This window comes from Prescottella subtropica (genome assembly GCF_005434945.1).
GTDB lineage: Bacteria > Actinomycetota > Actinomycetes > Mycobacteriales > Mycobacteriaceae > Prescottella > Prescottella subtropica.
This window is the reverse complement of the sequence record NZ_SKCH01000002.1, coordinates 401,708-418,883: the sequence shown is the minus strand read 5'-3', so window position 1 is coordinate 418,883 and position 17,176 is coordinate 401,708. Positions and strand designations below refer to the sequence as shown.

15 protein-coding genes are annotated in these 17,176 nt (G+C 70.0%); 5 read left to right on the top strand and 10 right to left on the bottom strand.

Features of this window, described 5'->3' with window-relative positions; all coding sequences use genetic code 11:
- Positions 1-105: 105 nt before the first annotated feature.
- The 3 genes from E0497_RS04315 to cspE all read right to left on the bottom strand — a co-directional run bounded on the left by E0497_RS04315 (position 106) and on the right by cspE (position 3,151).
- A complete protein-coding gene (locus tag E0497_RS04315; protein ID WP_137723534.1) occupies positions 106-1,905 on the bottom strand; it encodes an ABC-F family ATP-binding cassette domain-containing protein in 1,800 nt (599 codons plus the stop codon).
- Complete coding sequence (locus E0497_RS04310) at positions 1,905-2,840, bottom strand: 4-(cytidine 5'-diphospho)-2-C-methyl-D-erythritol kinase (protein WP_137723533.1); 936 nt, start codon at positions 2,838-2,840, stop codon at positions 1,905-1,907. Before E0497_RS04310 ends, E0497_RS04315 begins: the two co-directional genes overlap by 1 nt.
- Positions 2,841-2,947: 107 nt before the next feature.
- Entirely contained in the window at positions 2,948-3,151 is a 204-nt protein-coding gene (gene cspE / locus E0497_RS04305; protein WP_137723532.1) for a transcription antiterminator/RNA stability regulator CspE, read from the bottom strand.
- A 344-nt stretch (positions 3,152-3,495) separates the two neighbouring features.
- Here cspE and E0497_RS04300 point away from each other — a divergent pair, with 344 nt between their 5' ends.
- Genes E0497_RS04300 through E0497_RS04290 form a run of 3 tightly spaced genes read left to right on the top strand, consistent with a single transcriptional unit; the run spans position 3,496 to position 6,850 of the window.
- Positions 3,496-3,705, top strand: a complete 210-nt coding sequence (locus E0497_RS04300) for a heavy-metal-associated domain-containing protein (protein ID WP_137723531.1) — start codon at positions 3,496-3,498, stop codon at positions 3,703-3,705.
- Positions 3,706-3,713: 8 nt separating this feature from the next.
- Positions 3,714-4,616: a hypothetical protein gene (locus tag E0497_RS04295; protein WP_137723530.1), complete on the top strand. Its 903-nt coding sequence runs from the start codon at positions 3,714-3,716 to the stop codon at positions 4,614-4,616.
- Complete coding sequence (locus tag E0497_RS04290; protein ID WP_277751663.1) at positions 4,613-6,850, top strand: heavy metal translocating P-type ATPase; 2,238 nt, start codon at positions 4,613-4,615, stop codon at positions 6,848-6,850. The genes E0497_RS04295 and E0497_RS04290 overlap by 4 nt, the downstream gene beginning before the upstream one ends.
- A gap of 1 nt (position 6,851) precedes the next feature.
- Here the strand turns inward: E0497_RS04290 and E0497_RS04285 are convergent, their stop codons facing one another.
- The 7 genes from E0497_RS04285 to E0497_RS04255 all read right to left on the bottom strand — a co-directional run bounded on the left by E0497_RS04285 (position 6,852) and on the right by E0497_RS04255 (position 14,308).
- Positions 6,852-8,456 (bottom strand): ABC transporter substrate-binding protein, encoded by a 1,605-nt coding sequence (locus E0497_RS04285; protein WP_137723529.1) that lies wholly within the window; start codon positions 8,454-8,456, stop codon positions 6,852-6,854.
- A gap of 164 nt (positions 8,457-8,620) precedes the next feature.
- Positions 8,621-9,409 (bottom strand): hypothetical protein, encoded by a 789-nt coding sequence (locus tag E0497_RS04280; RefSeq protein ID WP_137723528.1) that lies wholly within the window; start codon positions 9,407-9,409, stop codon positions 8,621-8,623.
- A gap of 134 nt (positions 9,410-9,543) precedes the next feature.
- Positions 9,544-10,137, bottom strand: coding sequence for an LppU family putative lipoprotein (gene lppU / locus E0497_RS04275; RefSeq protein ID WP_241665694.1), 594 nt, complete (start codon positions 10,135-10,137; stop codon positions 9,544-9,546).
- 50 nt (positions 10,138-10,187) lie between these two features.
- On the bottom strand, positions 10,188-11,084 hold the full coding sequence (rsmA, locus tag E0497_RS04270; RefSeq protein ID WP_137723527.1) for a 16S rRNA (adenine(1518)-N(6)/adenine(1519)-N(6))-dimethyltransferase RsmA: 897 nt from the start codon (positions 11,082-11,084) through the stop codon (positions 10,188-10,190).
- A gap of 9 nt (positions 11,085-11,093) precedes the next feature.
- Positions 11,094-12,221: a resuscitation-promoting factor gene (locus E0497_RS04265; protein WP_137723526.1), complete on the bottom strand. Its 1,128-nt coding sequence runs from the start codon at positions 12,219-12,221 to the stop codon at positions 11,094-11,096.
- A 9-nt stretch (positions 12,222-12,230) separates the two neighbouring features.
- Positions 12,231-13,358: a resuscitation-promoting factor gene (locus E0497_RS04260; RefSeq protein ID WP_137723525.1), complete on the bottom strand. Its 1,128-nt coding sequence runs from the start codon at positions 13,356-13,358 to the stop codon at positions 12,231-12,233.
- A 104-nt stretch (positions 13,359-13,462) separates the two neighbouring features.
- Positions 13,463-14,308 carry a TatD family hydrolase gene (locus E0497_RS04255; protein WP_137723524.1) on the bottom strand — a complete coding sequence of 282 codons (846 nt, stop codon included), beginning with the start codon at positions 14,306-14,308 and terminating at the stop codon, positions 13,463-13,465.
- Positions 14,309-14,328: 20 nt separating this feature from the next.
- Between E0497_RS04255 and metG the strand changes: the two genes are divergently transcribed.
- Together metG and E0497_RS04245 are read left to right on the top strand one after the other, a co-directional pair.
- The gene (gene metG, locus E0497_RS04250; protein ID WP_137723523.1) at positions 14,329-15,918 is read left to right on the top strand and encodes a methionine--tRNA ligase; all 1,590 of its coding nucleotides are present in this window, start codon (positions 14,329-14,331) and stop codon (positions 15,916-15,918) included.
- Between the two features lie 44 nt (positions 15,919-15,962).
- Complete coding sequence (locus E0497_RS04245; RefSeq protein ID WP_137723522.1) at positions 15,963-17,147, top strand: DUF2786 domain-containing protein; 1,185 nt, start codon at positions 15,963-15,965, stop codon at positions 17,145-17,147.
- The last annotated feature ends 29 nt before the right edge of the window (positions 17,148-17,176 follow it).

The window sequence follows — 17,176 nt, the reverse complement described above, 5'->3', positions numbered from 1 at the left end:
CCTCCACCGAAGCTCCGTACGGTACACGTGCAGGCTAACCGCCCACCCACCCGTTCGGGGCGGGTAGCGCGATTGTCGTCCGTTCCGGGCCCCGTCCGCCCCGGGCTAATCCAGTTCGGCAGCCAACTCCATCCACGTCTCCTCCGCGGCCTCCTTCTCGGCCACGACCTGCTTGAGTTCGGCGTCGAGGGACATCAGCTTCGCCGGATCGGTCGCCGCCTCCGCGAGTTGCGCGTGCAGCTTCGCCTCCCGCTCGTCGAGCTTGGCGACCGTACGCTCGAGCCGCGAGAGTTCCTTGCGGGCCGCACGATCCGCGGCACCGTCACGGGCCGGCTTCGCCGCCGACCCCTCGGCACCCGACGCCCCCACACTCGACGCGGCGGACGGGGCCACCTCCTGCTGCGCGAGGACCGCACGACGGCGCAGGTACTCCTCGATGCCGCCGGGCAGATTCGTGAGCTTGCCGTCCCCGAACAGCGCCCACGTGGTGTCGCAGATCCGCTCGATCAGGTAGCGGTCGTGGGAGATGACGACCATCGTGCCCGCCCAGCCGTCGAGCAGATCCTCGAGCTGCTGCAGGGTGTCGATGTCGAGGTCGTTGGTGGGCTCGTCGAGCAGCAGCACGTTCGGTTCTGCCATCAGGACCCGGGTGAGCTGCAGACGCCGCCGCTCACCACCGGAGAGATCCCCCACCGGGGTGCGCTGCCGGGCCGGCGCGAAACCGAGCCGCTCGGCGAGCTGACCGGCCGAGACCTCCTTGTCGCCCAACGTGATCCGCTCGGCGACATCCTTGACGGCGTCGAGGACCCGCATGTCGGTGGGCAGGTCGTCGAGTTCCTGACGCAGCCACCCGATCTTGACGGTCTGGCCCTCGATCCGCTTGCCGCGTGCAGGCTCGAGCTCACCGGCGAGGGTGCGCAGCAGCGTCGTCTTGCCGGAGCCGTTGACCCCGACCAGGCCGACGCGTTCACCCGGTGCCAGCCGCCACGTCAGGTCGTGGACCAGTTCCCGGCCGTCCGGGGTGGTGAGCTGGGCGTCCTCGAGTTCGACGACGACCCGGCCCAGACGACGCTTCGCGAACGACGCGAGCGCGATACTGTCGCGTGGCTCCGGGACGTCGGCGATCAGGGCCTCCGCGGCCTCCACCCGGTACTTCGGCTTGGAGGTGCGGGCCTGCGGTCCGCGCCGCAGCCACGCGAGTTCCTTACGGGCGAGGTTCTGCCTGCGCTCCTCCGCGGCATCGGCCTGCCGGGACCGCTCGGCGCGGGCGAAGATCCAGTCGTTGTAGCCGCCCTCGTAGCTTTCGACCTTGCCGCCCACCACTTCCCACGTGCGGGTAGCGACGGTGTCGAGGAACCAGCGGTCGTGAGTGACGACGACCAGCGCCGACCGCCGCGACACCAGATGCTCGGCGAGCCACTGCACACCCTCGACGTCGAGGTGGTTGGTGGGCTCGTCGAGCACCAGCAGATCCAGATCCTGGACCAGGGCCGCCGCGAGCGCGACCCGGCGGCGTTCGCCACCGGACAGGCCGTCGACGCCGGTGCCCAGACCGAGCCCGTCGATACCGATGCCGGCGAGGATGCCGCGGATCCGCGCGTCACCGGCCCACTCGTGGTCGGCCACCCCGAGCGGGCCGAGAACGACATCGCCGACCGTGGCACCGTCCGGCAGCACACCACGCTGCGTCACGACCGCCATGCGCAGGCCGCCGACCCGGCTGACCCGGCCGGAGTCGGCCTCCTCGAGACCCGCCAGGACCTCGAGCATCGTGGTCTTGCCGCCGCCGTTGAGGCCGACGACACCGATCCGCTCCCCCTCCTGCACCCCGAGGGACACGGAATCGAGCAGCGGCTTGACGCCGAAGGACTTCGACACCTGTTCGAGATTGATCAAATTCGCCATCAGAGGCTGCCTTCCGGCTCGAGGTCGATCACGCGAGCGCCGGGTACCGGCCCGCTCGCGACACGGACGGTGCGGCACACGCCGGCACCGGAGAGTTCTGCGCTCACGTCGACGGCCGCGTCGGCGTCCGCGCACAGGAACGCGCACGTCGGCCCGGAACCCGACACGATCCCGGCCAGCGCGCCGGCCGTCACCCCCGCCCGGAGGGTCCGCCGCAGTTCGGGGGCCAGGGACAGCGCCGCGGACTGCAGGTCGTTGCCGAGCAACGGTGCGAGCGCCGCGGCATCACCGGAGGCCAGCGCATGCATGAGATCGGCGGTGTCCCCGACCCGCGGCGGCGCGCCCTCGGCACGCAACCGGTCGAGTTCCCGGAACACCGTCGGCGTCGACAACCCGCCCTTCGCGAGTGCGAGCACCCAGTGGAACGTGTTGCGGGACAGGACCGGAAGCAACTCCTCGCCGCGTCCGGTGCCGACCGCGGTGCCGCCGTGGAGACCGAACGGCACGTCACTGCCGAGCCGCGCCGCGAAACCGGTGAGATCGTCACGGCCGAGACCCAGACGCCACAGTTCGTTCAGGGCCACCAGCGTGGCGGCCGCGTCGGCGCTGCCGCCGGCCATGCCGCCCGCCACCGGGATGCCCTTGTCGATCGAGATCTCGACGTCGGGGGCGATACCGGCCTCCACCGCCAGCATCTCGGCCGCCTTCCAGACGAGGTTGGTGCGATCGGTCGGCACCGCGGCGGCCCCCTCACCGCGCACCCGCACCGACAACGCGTCCGACCGGACCACCGACACGTCGTCGGTGAGCGACAACGCCTGGAAGACCGTCGTCAACTCGTGGTAGCCGTCGGCACGCAGGTCACCGACCGCGAGATGCAGGTTGACCTTGGACGGGGCCCGGACGACGACAGGGCGCGGAACGACGGAGAGCACGATTCCCAAGGATAGGCGGTACGCACGCCGGGACCGAAAACGCGGAACGGGACCCCACCCTTGCGGATGGAGTCCCGTTCGAATCCCGGGCTACGCCGGGAGCGACATCAGATCGCGGTGACGTCGGTGGCCTGCGGGCCCTTGTTGCCCTGGCCGATCTCGAAGCGAACGCGCTGGTTCTCTTCGAGGGTGCGGAAGCCGTTGGTCTGGATGGCCGAGTAGTGGACGAAGACGTCGGCGGAGCCGTCGTCGGGCGCGATGAAGCCGAAGCCCTTTTCAGCGTTGAACCACTTCACGGTGCCTTCTGCCATGTTTCTTTCTCTCCTCTTACGAAGTGCTAACTCGGGAACTCCAGGTCAGGGATTCCCGGGCCGGTGTCACACGGCGGCTTCGTTAGATTCTCGAAGAGAGAACCCATCCGCCCGCAACTTCAGGATTTGCGAGCGTGGACTAACACAAACACAAAAACTACGACCGCTTACTAGTCAACCACACTCGACCAGGTTTGCGCCCGTCGACACTCGTCACACTCTCGCATCTCCGTGGTGAGAGTCTCACGAAACCACTTGACGCGCATACCCCCCAGGGGTACTTTCGGTCGTGTCGAACCCCGGGTACCCCCACCCGGTAGCCGTACAAGATCGAGGAGAAACACATGAGCACCGCCGAATACACCGTCACCGGGATGACCTGCGGACACTGCGTCGCCTCGGTCCGGGAAGAGGTCGGCGCAGTCCCCGGCGTCACGGCAGTTGCCGTCGACCTGCCGTCCGGTCGCCTCACCGTCACGTCCGACGCCCCGCTCCCGGTCGCCGCGATCACCGCGGCCGTCGAGGAAGCGGGATACTCGGCTCAGCCGAGCTGAGGAATCCGATGCGCACGTCCACCACGCTCATCACCTACGCCGGAGGGCTCGCGGTCGTCTTCGCCGCAGCCCTCGGCGTGGGTGCCGTCACGGGAAGCCCCACAGACATGACGAGCACACACACCATGAACCACACCCCCACACCGTCCACCACCACATCGGCAGTCCCCGCCGGCCTGCAGGTCACGCAGGACGGATACACCCTCGGCGAGATCACCGCACCCACCCGGACCCGCGAGGCCGGGACGCTGGCCTTCACGATCACCGGCCCGGACGGCCACCCGGTCCGGGAGTACGACGACCTGCACGAGAAGCAGCTGCACCTCATCGTCGTCCGCTCCGACACGTCCGAGTTCCGGCACGTCCACCCGACCCTCGGACCCGACGGCACCTGGACGATCGACTGGACGTGGCCCACCGCCGGCAGCTACCGGGTGTTCACCGACATCCGGCCGACCGGCGCCGCCGACCAGCTCACCCTCACCCGGATCGTCGACGTCGCCGGCGACCTGACACCCGAGCCGCTACCGGCCCCGTCGCGCACTGCGTCCGTCGACGGCTACACCGTCACCCTCGGCGGCGACCTGAGCACCACCGGCGGCCCGCTCACCCTGAACGTGAGCCGCGACGGTGTCCCCGTCACCGACCTCGACCCCTACCTGGGTGCGTACGGGCACCTCGTGGCCCTGCGGGCCGGTGACCTCGCCTACCTGCACGTCCACCCCGAGGGTGAACCCGGCGACAGCGTCACCGCCCCCGGACCCGACGTCACGTTCCACGCGCAGGCCCCCAGCCCCGGCACCTACCGGCTGTTCCTCGACTTCCGCCACGACGGCGTCGTCCGCACCGCCGAGTTCACGGTGCCGGTCGGCACCGCCGAGGTCGGCACCCACGAGGGAGGACACTCGTGACCGTCACCGAACTCGCCATCGGCGGCATGACCTGCGCGTCGTGCGCCGCCCGGATCGAGAAGAAACTCAACAAGCTCGACGGGGTGACCGCGACCGTCAACTACGCCACCGAGAAGGCGAAGGTCGCGTTCGACACCGCCGTCAGCACCGACGAACTGATCTCGGTGGTGGAGGCGGCCGGCTACACCGCGACGCTCCCCACACCCCCGGCCGCCGAGCCCGGAGACGCGGAGGATCCGCGCGACCGGGAACTCGCCGCGCTGCGGACCCGTCTGATCGTCTCGGCCGTCCTGTCGGTCCCGGTGATCGCGATGGCGATGATCCCGGCGCTGCAGTTCACGAACTGGCAGTGGCTCTCACTCGCCCTCGCCGCCCCGGTGATCGTGTGGGCCGGGCTGCCGTTCCACCGCGCCGCCTGGACCAACCTGCGGCACGGCGCCGCCACGATGGACACCCTCATCTCGCTCGGCACGAGCGCGGCCTTCGCGTGGTCGCTGTACGCGCTGTTCTTCGGCACCGCCGGACAACCCGGCATGAAACACGCGTTCGAGTTGACCGTCAGCCGCGGCGACGGCGCCGCGAACATCTACCTCGAGGTCGCGGCCGGCGTCGTCACGTTCGTCCTGGCCGGACGCTACTTCGAGGCCAAGTCGAAGCGGACCGCCGGCGCCGCCCTGCGCGCGCTGCTCGAACTCGGCGCCAAGGAGGTCAGCGTCCTGCGCGACGGGCCGGCGGGCGCCGAATCCCGCGTCCCTGTGGATCAGTTGCGCGTCGACGACCTGTTCGTGGTCCGCCCCGGCGAGAAGATCGCCACCGACGGTGTCGTCGTCGAGGGCAGCTCCGCAATCGACATGAGCATGCTCACCGGCGAATCCGTGCCCGTCGAGGTCGGGCCGGGCGACGACGTCGTCGGCGCCACCGTCAACGCCGGCGGACGCCTGGTCGTGCGGGCCCGCCGCGTCGGCGCCGACACCCAGCTCGCCCAGATGGCGGCACTGGTGGAGGACGCCCAGAACGGCAAGGCCGAGGTGCAGCGTCTCGCCGACCGGATCGCCGGCGTGTTCGTGCCGATCGCGATCGCGATCTCCGTGGCCGCCCTGGGCTACTGGATCGGCACCGGCAGCCCGCTGCAGGCGGCGTTCACCGCGGCAGTCGCGGTCCTCATCATCGCCTGCCCGTGCGCCCTCGGCCTCGCCACACCGACCGCGCTGCTCGTCGGCACCGGCCGCGGCGCCCAACTGGGTGTGCTCATCAAAGGCCCCGAGGTGCTCGAAACCACCCGCGGCGTCGACACGATCGTCCTCGACAAGACCGGCACCGTCACCACCGGCACCATGAGCCTCGTCGACGTGGTCACCGCCGACGGCGTCGACACCGAGCAGGCGCTGCGCCTGGTGGGAGCGCTCGAGCACGCGTCCGAGCATCCCATCGCCCGGGCCGTCGCGACCGGCGCCGCCGACCGGGTCGGCGACCTGCCGGGGGTCGAGAGCTTCGAGAACCATGCCGGTATCGGAGTGTCGGGTGTCGTCGACGGGTACGCCGTCGTCGCCGGCCGCGAGGCCCTGCTCGCCGACTGGTCGCTACACCTGCCCGAGGAGCTCGCCTCCGCGAAGCGGGACGCAGAACGGTTGGGCCGCACCGCGATCGCCGCCGGCTGGGACGGCCGCGCCCGCGCCGTGTTCGTCGTCGCCGACGCCGTCAAGGACACCAGCGCCGACGCCGTCCGCCGCTTCCGGAAGCTCGGACTGACCCCCGTCCTGCTCACCGGCGACAACGAGACCGTCGCCCGCACCGTCGCCGCCCAGGTCGGCATCGACACCGTCATCGCCGAGGTCCTGCCCGCCGACAAGGTCGACGCCGTCAAGAAACTGCAGGCCGACGGCAAGATCGTCGCGATGGTCGGCGACGGCGTCAACGACGCCGCCGCCCTCGCCCAGGCCGACCTCGGACTCGCGATGGGCACCGGCACCGACGTCGCGATCGAGGCCGCCGACATCACCCTCGTCCGCGGCGACCTGCGCTCGGCCGCCGACGCGATCGAGTTGTCCCGCAAGACACTCCGCACCATCAAGGGCAACCTGTTCTGGGCGTTCTCCTACAACGCGGCCGCCATCCCGCTGGCCGCCGCAGGCCTGCTCAACCCGATGCTCGCCGGCGCCGCCATGGCGTTCTCCAGCGTCTTCGTCGTCAGCAACAGCCTGCGGCTGCGGCGGTTCATGCCGTCGTCCTCCTAGGTCAGATGCGACCGGCCTTGTCCAGCAGCATGATTCCCGTCGCCGTCGGCACGACGCCCCGCACGTTCGGCTGCCACGCCACATAGATCATCACGGAGCTCACCGGGACACTCGGCACCGTCTCGTTCCACAGCTCCTGGATCTCGGCGAGCACCCCGCGGATCGCGTCGTCGCCGGCGGCGGCCTGCAGCTTGTCCAGCAGTGCGTCCATCCGCGGATCCGAGTAGCCCGCGAAGTTCGACGTCGACGAATCCGACACCACCGTCTGCAGACCCAGGTACGGAATCGCCTCGTACAGGCCGATACCGGCGTGCGCCATGTCGTAGTCGTGCTGGACGTACACCTGCTTGATGATGTCGCCCGGGTTGTTGGCGTTGGTGATGTTCACCGTGAACCCGACCGCCTGCAGCAGCGACTGCACCGCCAGACCGATCGCCGACTCCGTCGGCTCCTGCAGCACGATGTAGTTCAGGACGCCGTCGTAGCCGTCGGCCTTCGCCTCACCCAGCAGCTTGCGGGCCGCATCCGGGTCGTAGGGCACACCCTCGACGTCGGTGGCCCAGCGGGACAGCTCACTGAACATCGCCTTGCCCGGCAGGCCCAACCCGTCGTCACCACGCTGACCCACCAGCTCCGGATCGATCGCCAGCGCGATCGCCTTACGGACGCGGACGTCCGCACCGGGGCGGCCCTCACGGTTGTTCACCAGTTCGGCACCACCGCTGTTGAGGATGCTGAACGAGCCCGGGTAGTCGGCGTCGAGCGCGTCGTAGATCGCCTGCGGGTTGCCGCGCAGCACCCCGATGTCGATGCCGTTCGTCTGCAGCGACTCCAGGTTCTCCCGCGAACCGCTCAACTGCACGAACCGGATCCGGTCCGCGTTGGGCTTGCCGTTCCAGTAGCCGGCGCGCGCGGTGAGCACCCGCTCCTCGCTGGGCGCGTACCGCTCGAGCACGAACGGGCCCGCACCGATCGGGGTGAACGCGTCACCGCTACCGGCGCTCGGGGCGACGATCATGCCGTGGCCGAGGGCCAGCATCGACGGGAACGTCGGCCACTGCGTGCGCAGCCGGAACTCGACGGTGGCCGGATCGACCGCCGTCGACGACTCGACCGCCTCCGTCCACACCGTCGCCCCGTTGCCCTTGTTCGTGTTGTAGCGGTCGATGCTCGCGACCACCGCCGCCGCGTCGAGCGGGGTGCCGTCGCTGAACGTCACCCCGGGGCGCAGCTTCAGCGTCCACACCGTGCCGGCACCGTCGGCGGTGAGGGACTCCGCCAGTCGCGGCACGTACTCGCCGGTCGTCTCGTCGTAGCGCAGCAGGACGTCGTAGACGGCGGCCAGCTCGTCGCCGCCACTGCCGCCGCGGGCTGCCGTCTTCGCCGGGTCGAGCGTCGCGGCGAGAGCCTGGACACTGAACGTCAACTGCGGCACCGAGCCCGGCGTGCCGTCCTGGTCACCGACCAGTCCCACCGCGGGCGGGGTACGGGTGTCACCGCCGCCGGCGCTGCCACCGCCGTCCGAGCTTGCGCAGCCCGCGAGCACCAGCGTGCTCGCGAGGACCGCCGCCACGAGTCCCCTACCGAAAACCGATCCAGCGCCCACGCGCCCTCCTACCGTCCACCACTGTGACCTGCGGCACAGATTGTGCGAAGGGTAGGGCGACACCCGTTCGGGCGGAACGTCCGGTCTCATTGACCGGGAAGCGCACCGCCCGGTCGAGCCCACCCCTGCGGGGGCTCGACCGGGCGGTCATCTCGGTGCCGGGATCAGGAACCCAGGCTGCCGAACAGTGCGCCCAGCGAACCCAGCGAACCCGCCGGGGCCGGCTCCGCGTCCTTCTTCGCGAAGTCGGTGGTGCAGCCGTTGAACTTCACCGCGTCCACCAGCGTCGACGCGTTCTCCGAGCCGCTGCCGATGCTCACGCCGTAGTGCTCGACGATCGCGTCCGGGTTCGCCTTCGAGATCTCCTCGAGAGTGACCGGCTTGCGGTCCTTCGCGCCGTCGATGTTCTGGGTGCTCCACCACGTGCCGGTCTGGATCTTCTCGTGGGTCGCGCCGGCCTTCGTGTCCGGCGCATCCTCTCCGGCCGTCCACACCAGCGTGGTGAAACCGTTCTCGAACTTGCCGCCGGTGGTGCCGAGCAGACGGATCTGGAATGCGGCCTTCGACGAGTCCGCCTTCTCCGCGAAGCCCATGTCCTTGCCGATCACGTCCGCCAGCTTGATGCTGCCCGCCGAGTGGTACCACGCCTGACGGTCCGTCTTCTTCTCGACCGACAGTGCGAGCGAACCGTTCTCGTCGAGCACGTTCTCCGCCGAGTACGTCGCCTTCTGGTTCTGCTCGTCGTCGAACGGGACTCCCCACCCGGCCGGCGTCGTCTCCGTGGACAGCGCATCGCACGTGAAACCGGCGGCCGGCGCCTCCGCGCTGCCCAGCGAGCCCAGGGAACCGAGCGAGCCGGTGTCCGCAGCGTGGCCGAGCGCGGGGGTGACGAGCGCGGCCGCACCGGCGATCGCGACCACAGTGGTGACGCGGCGGATCGAATTCATCGACATGGAAACACCTTTCGAGTGCATCAGCAGGTTTGTGCGTCTGCCAAGTTAGGGCAGAACACCCACCCGCCGATGCCTCGAAACGCGCAGTTCAGACGAAAGGAGGAGGACTCCGGACCGAAAGGAGGAGACCGGCGTCAGGCCGGGCGCACCGTCTCGGTGCACACCGTGAACATCCGCTCGTCGTAGAGGAAACCGCCCTCGCTGCACTGTTCGATGTCGGCGACACCCTCGATGGTCTCCACCGCCCGCTCGATACCGGTCGCGACCGGATCGTCACACTCGACACGCGTCGGCTCGACCTCCTTGTCGTCGGGCAGGACCATGCAGCCACCCATGATCCAGTCCAGATCGAGGCACAGCGCACCGCGCTCGCTGCCCCACGAGGTCTCGTAGTACACCTGATCGGCGTCCGACGGACACTGCGCGTTCTTCTCGGCCTTCCCGATCACCTTGTAGTTGGATTCGTCACTGCCACAGGCGGCTTCGGCGATCGTCGCGTCGTCCGACGTGCCACCGAGCTGCACGCAGTCGCCGATCTCGACATCGATGTCGACCCGGCCCCCGGCGTCGCTGCCCTCGTGACCCGATGCGGTCGACGATGCCGCGGCCGTCGCGGCCGTATCCGCTGCCGTCGCGACACCCTCGGTCGCCCCGCCGCAGCCGGCGGCGAACGCCACCACCGCGACTGCTGCACCGATACCGACGAGTTTCCCTGCCTTCGTATTCACCCCAGCATTGTGGGATAAAGGTCCCGTCCGGGACGAATCGGATGGTGCCGCTACTCGGCCCCGACCGCCGCCAACCGAACGAATGCGGCCGCGTCGAGTTTCTCGCCGCGCGTCGACGGCTCGATCCCCGCAGCGACGAGACGACGCTCCGCCTCCACCGGCGAACCTGCCCATCCGGCGAGAGCGGCCCGAAGTGTCTTACGGCGCTGCGCGAATGCGGCGTCGACGACCGCGAACACCTTCCGCCGGTGGTCGGCATCGATCGGCCACGGCGCCTGCTCGTACCGGTCGATACGGACCAGGCCCGATTCGATCTTCGGTTCCGGCCAGAACACGTGCCGGCCCACCGCGCCGGCGCGGCGCACCTCGCCGAAGAAGTTCGCCTTCACGCTCGGCACCCCGTAGATCTTGTTGCCGGGCCGGGCCGCGAGCCGATCCGCGACCTCCGCCTGCACCATCACCAGCGCCGTGCGCAGCGACGGGAACTCGGCGAACAGGTGCAGCAGCACCGGTACCGCCACGTTGTAGGGCAGGTTCGCCACCAGTGCGGTCGGGGTGCCGGGCACCTGCGCGGGCAACACCCGCATCGCATCCTCGAGGACGACGTCCAACCGGCCGGACAACTCCGGTGCCCGCTCGGCGACCGTCGCGGGCAGCCGGGCCGCCAACTTCGGGTCGATCTCGACGGCGACGACCTTCTCGACCACGTCGAGCAGCGCCAACGTCAGCGAACCGAGGCCCGGCCCCACCTCCAGGACCACGTCGTCACGGGTGACGCCGGAGGTCGCGACGATCTTGCGGACGGTGTTGCCGTCGTGCACGAAGTTCTGGCCGAGTTGCTTGGTGGGGCGCACCCCGAACTCTTCGGCGAGCGCACGGACCTCGGCGGGGCCGAGGAGCGCGGCCTGACCGCGAGGCTGGGACGGGGGCGGGACGGCGTCTGACACCCGAAGAACCTAACGCAGACCGAGCTTGCTCGTACACGACGGCCACGCACCCCAGCCCTGCGTCTCCTGGGTGCGGGACGCGATCGCGATCTGCTCCTCCCGCGTCGCCAGGTCCGCACGGGGCGCATACTTCAGGCCGCCCTGACGCTCCCACGTGTTCTGATCGAACTGCACGCCACCGTAGAAACCGTTGCCGGTGTCGATCGCCCAGTTACCCGTCGCCTCGCACTGCGCCAGCGCATCCCACGTCGCCCCGTTACGCACCTCCGGCACCTCGGTGCCCGGCTTGGCGCCGACCCGCACCACCTTCGGCTGCGCCGGCGCCGTGACCGCCGTCGCCACCGGGATGCGCCCGGTCTCGACACCGTTGACGACCGTCACCTCGTACGTGACGTCCGCGACCCCCGCACTGCCCGGATTCTCGACCACGGTGCGGCTCATGTTCAGCGTCGGATCCGCGATCCGCTCCTCCGGCGGCGCGACCGGCTCGGTCACGACCCGAGACTCGGTGCGGCTGCGGGTGACGACGATGTCGAGATCGTCGGACAGCGGCGTCTCCGGTGCGGGAGTCACCGTGTCCGCCTGCTCGAGCGGGGCGCCGTGCGCGGCCAGGAACTCCCCGACCGTCGGCGCCGCCAGCCGCACCTCGGCGGGCGGCGCCCCACCGTCGACCAGCGTCACCTCACGCGGGCTGAGCACCTCGAGATCGGCCCCCTCGAGCGGCAGCCGCTGCGCGCGCGACGCCGACACGTGCACGTCACCGGCGATGTCGAGTTGACGCATCGCGTCGTCGACGGTCAGCGCCGTCGTCCACACCGAGCGCTGCTGACCGTCCACCGACAACGCCACCTCGCGGCCGCGACGGAAGACCACCGTGTCCCCGTCCGACAGGGCCGCGCCCGACGCGGGTGCGACGACGTCGTGGTCACCGACCGCATACCCGGCCGCCGCGAGCGCCCCGTCGACGTTCGACGACATCGTGCCGACCGTGATCAGCTCACCGTCGACATCGACGGTGACCGTCTTGTGCTGCGAGAGCGCCACACCGCCACCGACGGCCAGCGTCGTCAGCGTCGCGGCGACCACCGAATACAGCATCGGGGAACGACTCGAATTGATCTTCGACAGCGGTGACATGTGATTCCTTTACCGAAGTCCCAATGTGCTGGTGCATCCCGGCCACGCACCCCAGCCCTGCGCGGCCTGCACCTTCTGGGCGACCGCGATCTGCTGCTCCCGCGACGCGAGATCCGCCCGCGCCGCGTACTGCGTACCGCCGTGCGCCGCCCACGTGCCCTGCGAGAACTGCAGGCCACCGTAGAAACCGTTGCCGGAGTTGATCGCCCAGTTACCCGTCGCCTCGCACTGCGCCAGCGCATCCCACACCGACCCGGCCGCCACCGACGCCACCGACGGCTTCGGCTTGGTGCCCACCCGCACCACGGCAGGCTCGGCCTCCCGCCCCAGTTCCGACGACAACTCCCGGCGAGCCGTCTCGGAGCCGTTGACGGTGGTCACCGACACCGTCACCGTCCGCTCACCCGGGACACCCGGACGCTCGACGGTGGTGGTGTCCTGTTCGAGTTCCGGATCGTCGACCCGCTGCTCGGGCGGTGCGATCGGCTGCGTCTCGGTGCGGGTCTCGGTGCGGTGACGGGTGACGACGATGCCGAGGCCGTCCGTCAACGGCGTCTCCGGCGCGGGGCTGACCGTGTCCGCCTGCACCAGTGCCGCATTCGTGGCCGCGAGGAACTCCCCGACCGTCGGCGCCGCGAGACGCACCGGCACCGGCGCGCCACCGTTGTCGGCGACCGTGACCGTGCGGGGGCTGACGACGTCGAACTCGATACCGCCGAGCGGAATCCGCTGACCGCGCGACGCCGACACGTACGCGTCCCCGGCCAGATCCAACTGCCGCATCGCGTCGTCGACCGTCAACGCCGTCGACCACACCGTGCGCTGCCGACCGTCCACCGTCACCGCGATCTCCCGGGCCCGGCGCAACACGACCGTGTCCCCGTCGGACAGGGCGGCATCGGCGGCGGGCGCGACGACGTCGTGCTCACCGAGCGGATACCCGGCGGCATCGAGGACCGCGCCGACGTCCGACCGCAGTGTGCTCAGCGAGATCGTCTCGCCGTCGACGTCGAGCGCGACGGTCTTGTGCCGGTCCACGACCAGGCCGCCGCCGACCGACATCGTCACGAAGAGTGCGGCGAGCACGAGGTACAGCAGCGGCGAGCGCGAGGTGTTGATCCGAGCGAAAGGCGACACGAGAAATCCCGGGGCAGACGACAAGGTTCGATCACAGTACGGTAACGACAGGGCTGTGATTCGGCAACTTCATGGCCGTGACCAGGTCTGCTACGAGACGCGCGTTACCCCTGACCGCGTGACGGCAGCCGGTACACCCGCTCTGCCGTCGCGGTCGACGCGGCCGCGAGAACCTGGGGATCCTCACCGCGCACCTCGGCCAGTGCCCGCACCGTGTACGGCAGGCAGTACGACTGGTTCGGGGCGCCCCGGAACGGGTGCGGGGTGAGGAACGGGGCATCGGTCTCGACGAGCACCTGGTCGACCGGCACCAGCAGTGCCGCCTCCCGCAACGCCTTCGCGTTCTTGAAACTCACGGTGCCCGAGAAACTCAGCACGTAGCCGGCGTCGACGCAGGCCCGCGCCATCGTCGCGTCCGACGAGAAGCAGTGGAAGATCACCGTCTCGGGGGCGCCCTCGTCGTGCAGGACGCGCAGCAGATCGGCGTCGGCGTCGCGGTTGTGGATCATCAGCGGCTTGCCGAGACGCTTCGCGAGGTCGATGTGCCAGCGGAAACCGTCCTCCTGCTCGGCCGGCGTCGCGCAGCCGTCGAGCGTGCCCGGCCAGTACAGATCCAGTCCCGTCTCCCCCACCGCGACCGTCCGCGGATCGGATGCCAGTCGCTCGATCTCCGCCTTCACGGCGTCGTCGAGGACATTCGCCCGGGTGGGATGGATCGCGACGGCCGCGAACACCCGCTCGTCCCAGTGCGCGGCCTCGACCGCGAACCGGGCCGCGGCCAGATCGTCGGCCACCGTGACGACCCGGCCGACCCCGACCGAGGCGGCGCGATCGACGATCGCCCGCACACCAGCCGCGTCGGTGGCACCGCACGCGTCGAGATGCGTGTGCGCATCGACGAGCGGAAAAAGCGGCTCGGGCAGGTCCGGGGCGGGACGATCTTTGCTCACGTCGATAGAGTAGGCGCACCATGACTGTGCCTTCCTCGCCTGACCAGACGCCGGCCTCGACGGACCGGCCGCCGTTCTATCTGACGACCGCGATCGCGTACCCCAACGGCGTCCCGCACATCGGGCACGCCTACGAGTACATCTCGTCGGATGCGATCGCACGCTTCAAGCGTCTCGACGGCTTCGACGTGTTCTTCATGACCGGCACCGACGAGCACGGTCTGAAGATGCAGCAGACGGCGGCCAAGGAAGGCATCGACGTCCGCGACCTCGCGACCCGCAACTCGGACGTGTTCCAGTCCATGGACAAGGCCCTGAACATCTCGTACAACCGGTTCATCCGGACGACGGACGCCGACCATCTCGAGGCCAGCAAGGCGATCTGGGAGCGGATGGTCGCGGCCGGCGACATCTACCTCGACACCTATTCGGGCTGGTACTCGGTCCGTGACGAGGCGTTCCACGCCGAGGACGAGACCGAACTGCAGGCCGACGGCACCCGTATCGCGACCGAGACGGGCACCCCCGTCGAGTGGACCGAGGAGTCGAACTACACGTTCCGGCTGTCGAAGTACCAGGACCGGCTCCTCGCCCACTACGAGGAGAACCCGGACTTCATCGCGCCGGCCACCCGCCGCAACGAGATCCTCAGCTTCGTCAAGAGCGGACTGAAGGACCTGTCGATCTCGCGAACCACGTTCGACTGGGGCGTTCCGGTGCCCGGCGACCCCGACCACGTCATGTACGTGTGGGTGGACGCGCTCACCAACTACCTCACCGGAACCGGCTTCCCCGACACCGATTCGGCCATGTTCGGGAAGTACTGGCCGGCGAGCCTGCACATCATCGGCAAGGACATCACCCGGTTCCACACCGTGTACTGGCCGGCGTTCCTCATGTCGGCGGGTATCGAGCTGCCGCAGCGGGTGTTCGTGCACGGGTTCCTGTTCAACAAGGGCGAGAAGATGTCCAAGTCGGTCGGCAACGTCGTCGACCCGCTCGCGATGGTCGAGCAGTACGGCCTCGACGCCGTCCGTTTCTTCCTGCTGCGCGAGATCTCGTACGGGCAGGACGGCAGCTACAGCCACGACGCGATCGTCACCCGCATGAACGCCGACCTCGCGAACGAGCTCGGCAACCTCGCGCAGCGGTCGCTGTCGATGGTCGCCAAGAACTGCGACGCGCAGGCCCCCACCCCGGGCGAGCTCACCGACGCCGACCGGGCCCTGCTCGCGCAGGCCGACGCGCTGCTCGACGCGGTGCGGGCCGAGTTCGACGTGCAGGCGCTGCACCTCGCCCTCGAGGCGATCTGGCACGTCCTCGCCGAGACCAACCGCTACTTCTCGGCGCAGGAACCGTGGGTGCTGCGCAAGACCGATCCCGCGCGCATGGCGACGGTGCTGTACGTGACGCTCGAGGTGGTCCGCATCGTCGGTCTCCTCGTCCAGCCCGTGATGCCGGACTCCGCCGCGAAGATCCTCGACCTGCTCGGGCAGGACGCCGACAGCCGTGACTTCGATGCGATCGGCGCCCGCATCGTCGCAGGTACGCCGCTGCCGAAGCCGGTGGGCGTGTTCCCGCGGTACGTCGAGGAAACGCCCGAGGACTAGCACTTCCCCGGAAATTGTCGGTCCCCTCGTGCACACTCGCACCCATGGGGAGCACTAGAACATACTTTCGAACGCAGGATCGGCTGACGGGCGACTGCCTGCCACCGCGGCAGCGGTCGGCCGCCGGGCTCGTCGCGGCACTCGCGGACGCCTACGAGCGCGGCTGGCAACCCTCCGACGTCGTGCACGTGACGCGGCGGACACTCGGGGCGGCCGCCGCCCCGACGGCCGCCGCGGCCGTGCTGTTCCAGGCCCACACCTCCGACACCGCGGCGGACGCGCCGCGGGACTGGCGGTCGCAACTCGACCGGATCGCCGACGCCGAACCCGCCGCCGCCCGCTTCGCGGACACGGTGCTGCCGGGGTGCGACCCCGACGATTTCGCGGCCGTCCTCGACGCCGCCGGCTGGCAGCTCGGCACCCGGGAATGGCTCGAGCTGACCGTGCTGTGGCTCGAATTCCCCCGGCTGACACGGCTGTGCCCGCCCCCGTCCGAGTGGGTGGGCGGCGACGTGCCCGAGCGTCCGACGACGGCCGACCCGAAGATGCTCGCGCGGATCCGTGGGCTGCTCGCGAAGGCGGAGGCCACCGAGTTCGTCGAGGAGGCCGAAACCTTCACCGCGAAGGCCCAGGACCTCATGACCCGGTACGCGATCAGTGCGGCACTGCTGACCGCCGACCGCGCCGACACCACACCCGTGCACAGTCGGCGTCTCCACCTCGACAACCCGTACGTGGGGGAGAAGGTGCACCTGCTCACCGCCATCGGTGAGGCCAACCGGGTCCGCACCGTGTGGTTCGACCGGTTGGCGATCGCCACCGTCGTCGGGGACCCCCTCGACCTCGACCAGACCGACCTGCTGTTCACGTCGCTGCTCGTCCAGGCCACCCGGGCGATGCGCGCCGCCGGCGGAGACACCGGCGGCTCCCGGACGACGTCGTTCCGGAAGGCGTTCCTGTTCGGCTTCGCGGTCCGGATCGGGCAGCGGTTGAAGGAGACCGACAGCCGCGCCACCGCCGAGGTCGCCGTCGACGCAGACGTCCGCATCGACGACCTGCTGCCGGTCCTGGCCGCCCGGTCCGCGGCCGTCGACACCGAGTTCGACCGGCTGTTCCCGACCACGAAGGCGTCCCGCAGCCGGAGTGTCGACGCCGGCGGCTGGCATGCCGGGCAGTCGGCCGCCGACGCCGCGGCACTGTCCCCCGGCGATCGCGCCCTGCCCCGCTGAGACGCCCGCCACCGTGGAAAACTGGACCG

What these genes read in the sequence shown, in the direction of transcription:
- E0497_RS04265 (WP_137723526.1), bottom strand. Translation starts at nt 12,221, where the DNA reads ATGTCACCGCTGTCGAAGATCAATTCGAGTCGTTCCCCGATGCTGTAT.
- E0497_RS04315 (WP_137723534.1), bottom strand. Translation starts at nt 1,905, where the DNA reads ATGGCGAATTTGATCAATCTCGAACAGGTGTCGAAGTCCTTCGGCGTC.
- E0497_RS04245 (WP_137723522.1), top strand. Translation starts at nt 15,963, where the DNA reads ATGGGGAGCACTAGAACATACTTTCGAACGCAGGATCGGCTGACGGGC.
- cspE (WP_137723532.1), bottom strand. Translation starts at nt 3,151, where the DNA reads ATGGCAGAAGGCACCGTGAAGTGGTTCAACGCTGAAAAGGGCTTCGGC.
- E0497_RS04280 (WP_137723528.1), bottom strand. Translation starts at nt 9,409, where the DNA reads ATGTCGATGAATTCGATCCGCCGCGTCACCACTGTGGTCGCGATCGCC.
- E0497_RS04300 (WP_137723531.1), top strand. Translation starts at nt 3,496, where the DNA reads ATGAGCACCGCCGAATACACCGTCACCGGGATGACCTGCGGACACTGC.
- E0497_RS04295 (WP_137723530.1), top strand. Translation starts at nt 3,714, where the DNA reads ATGCGCACGTCCACCACGCTCATCACCTACGCCGGAGGGCTCGCGGTC.
- metG (WP_137723523.1), top strand. Translation starts at nt 14,329, where the DNA reads ATGACTGTGCCTTCCTCGCCTGACCAGACGCCGGCCTCGACGGACCGG.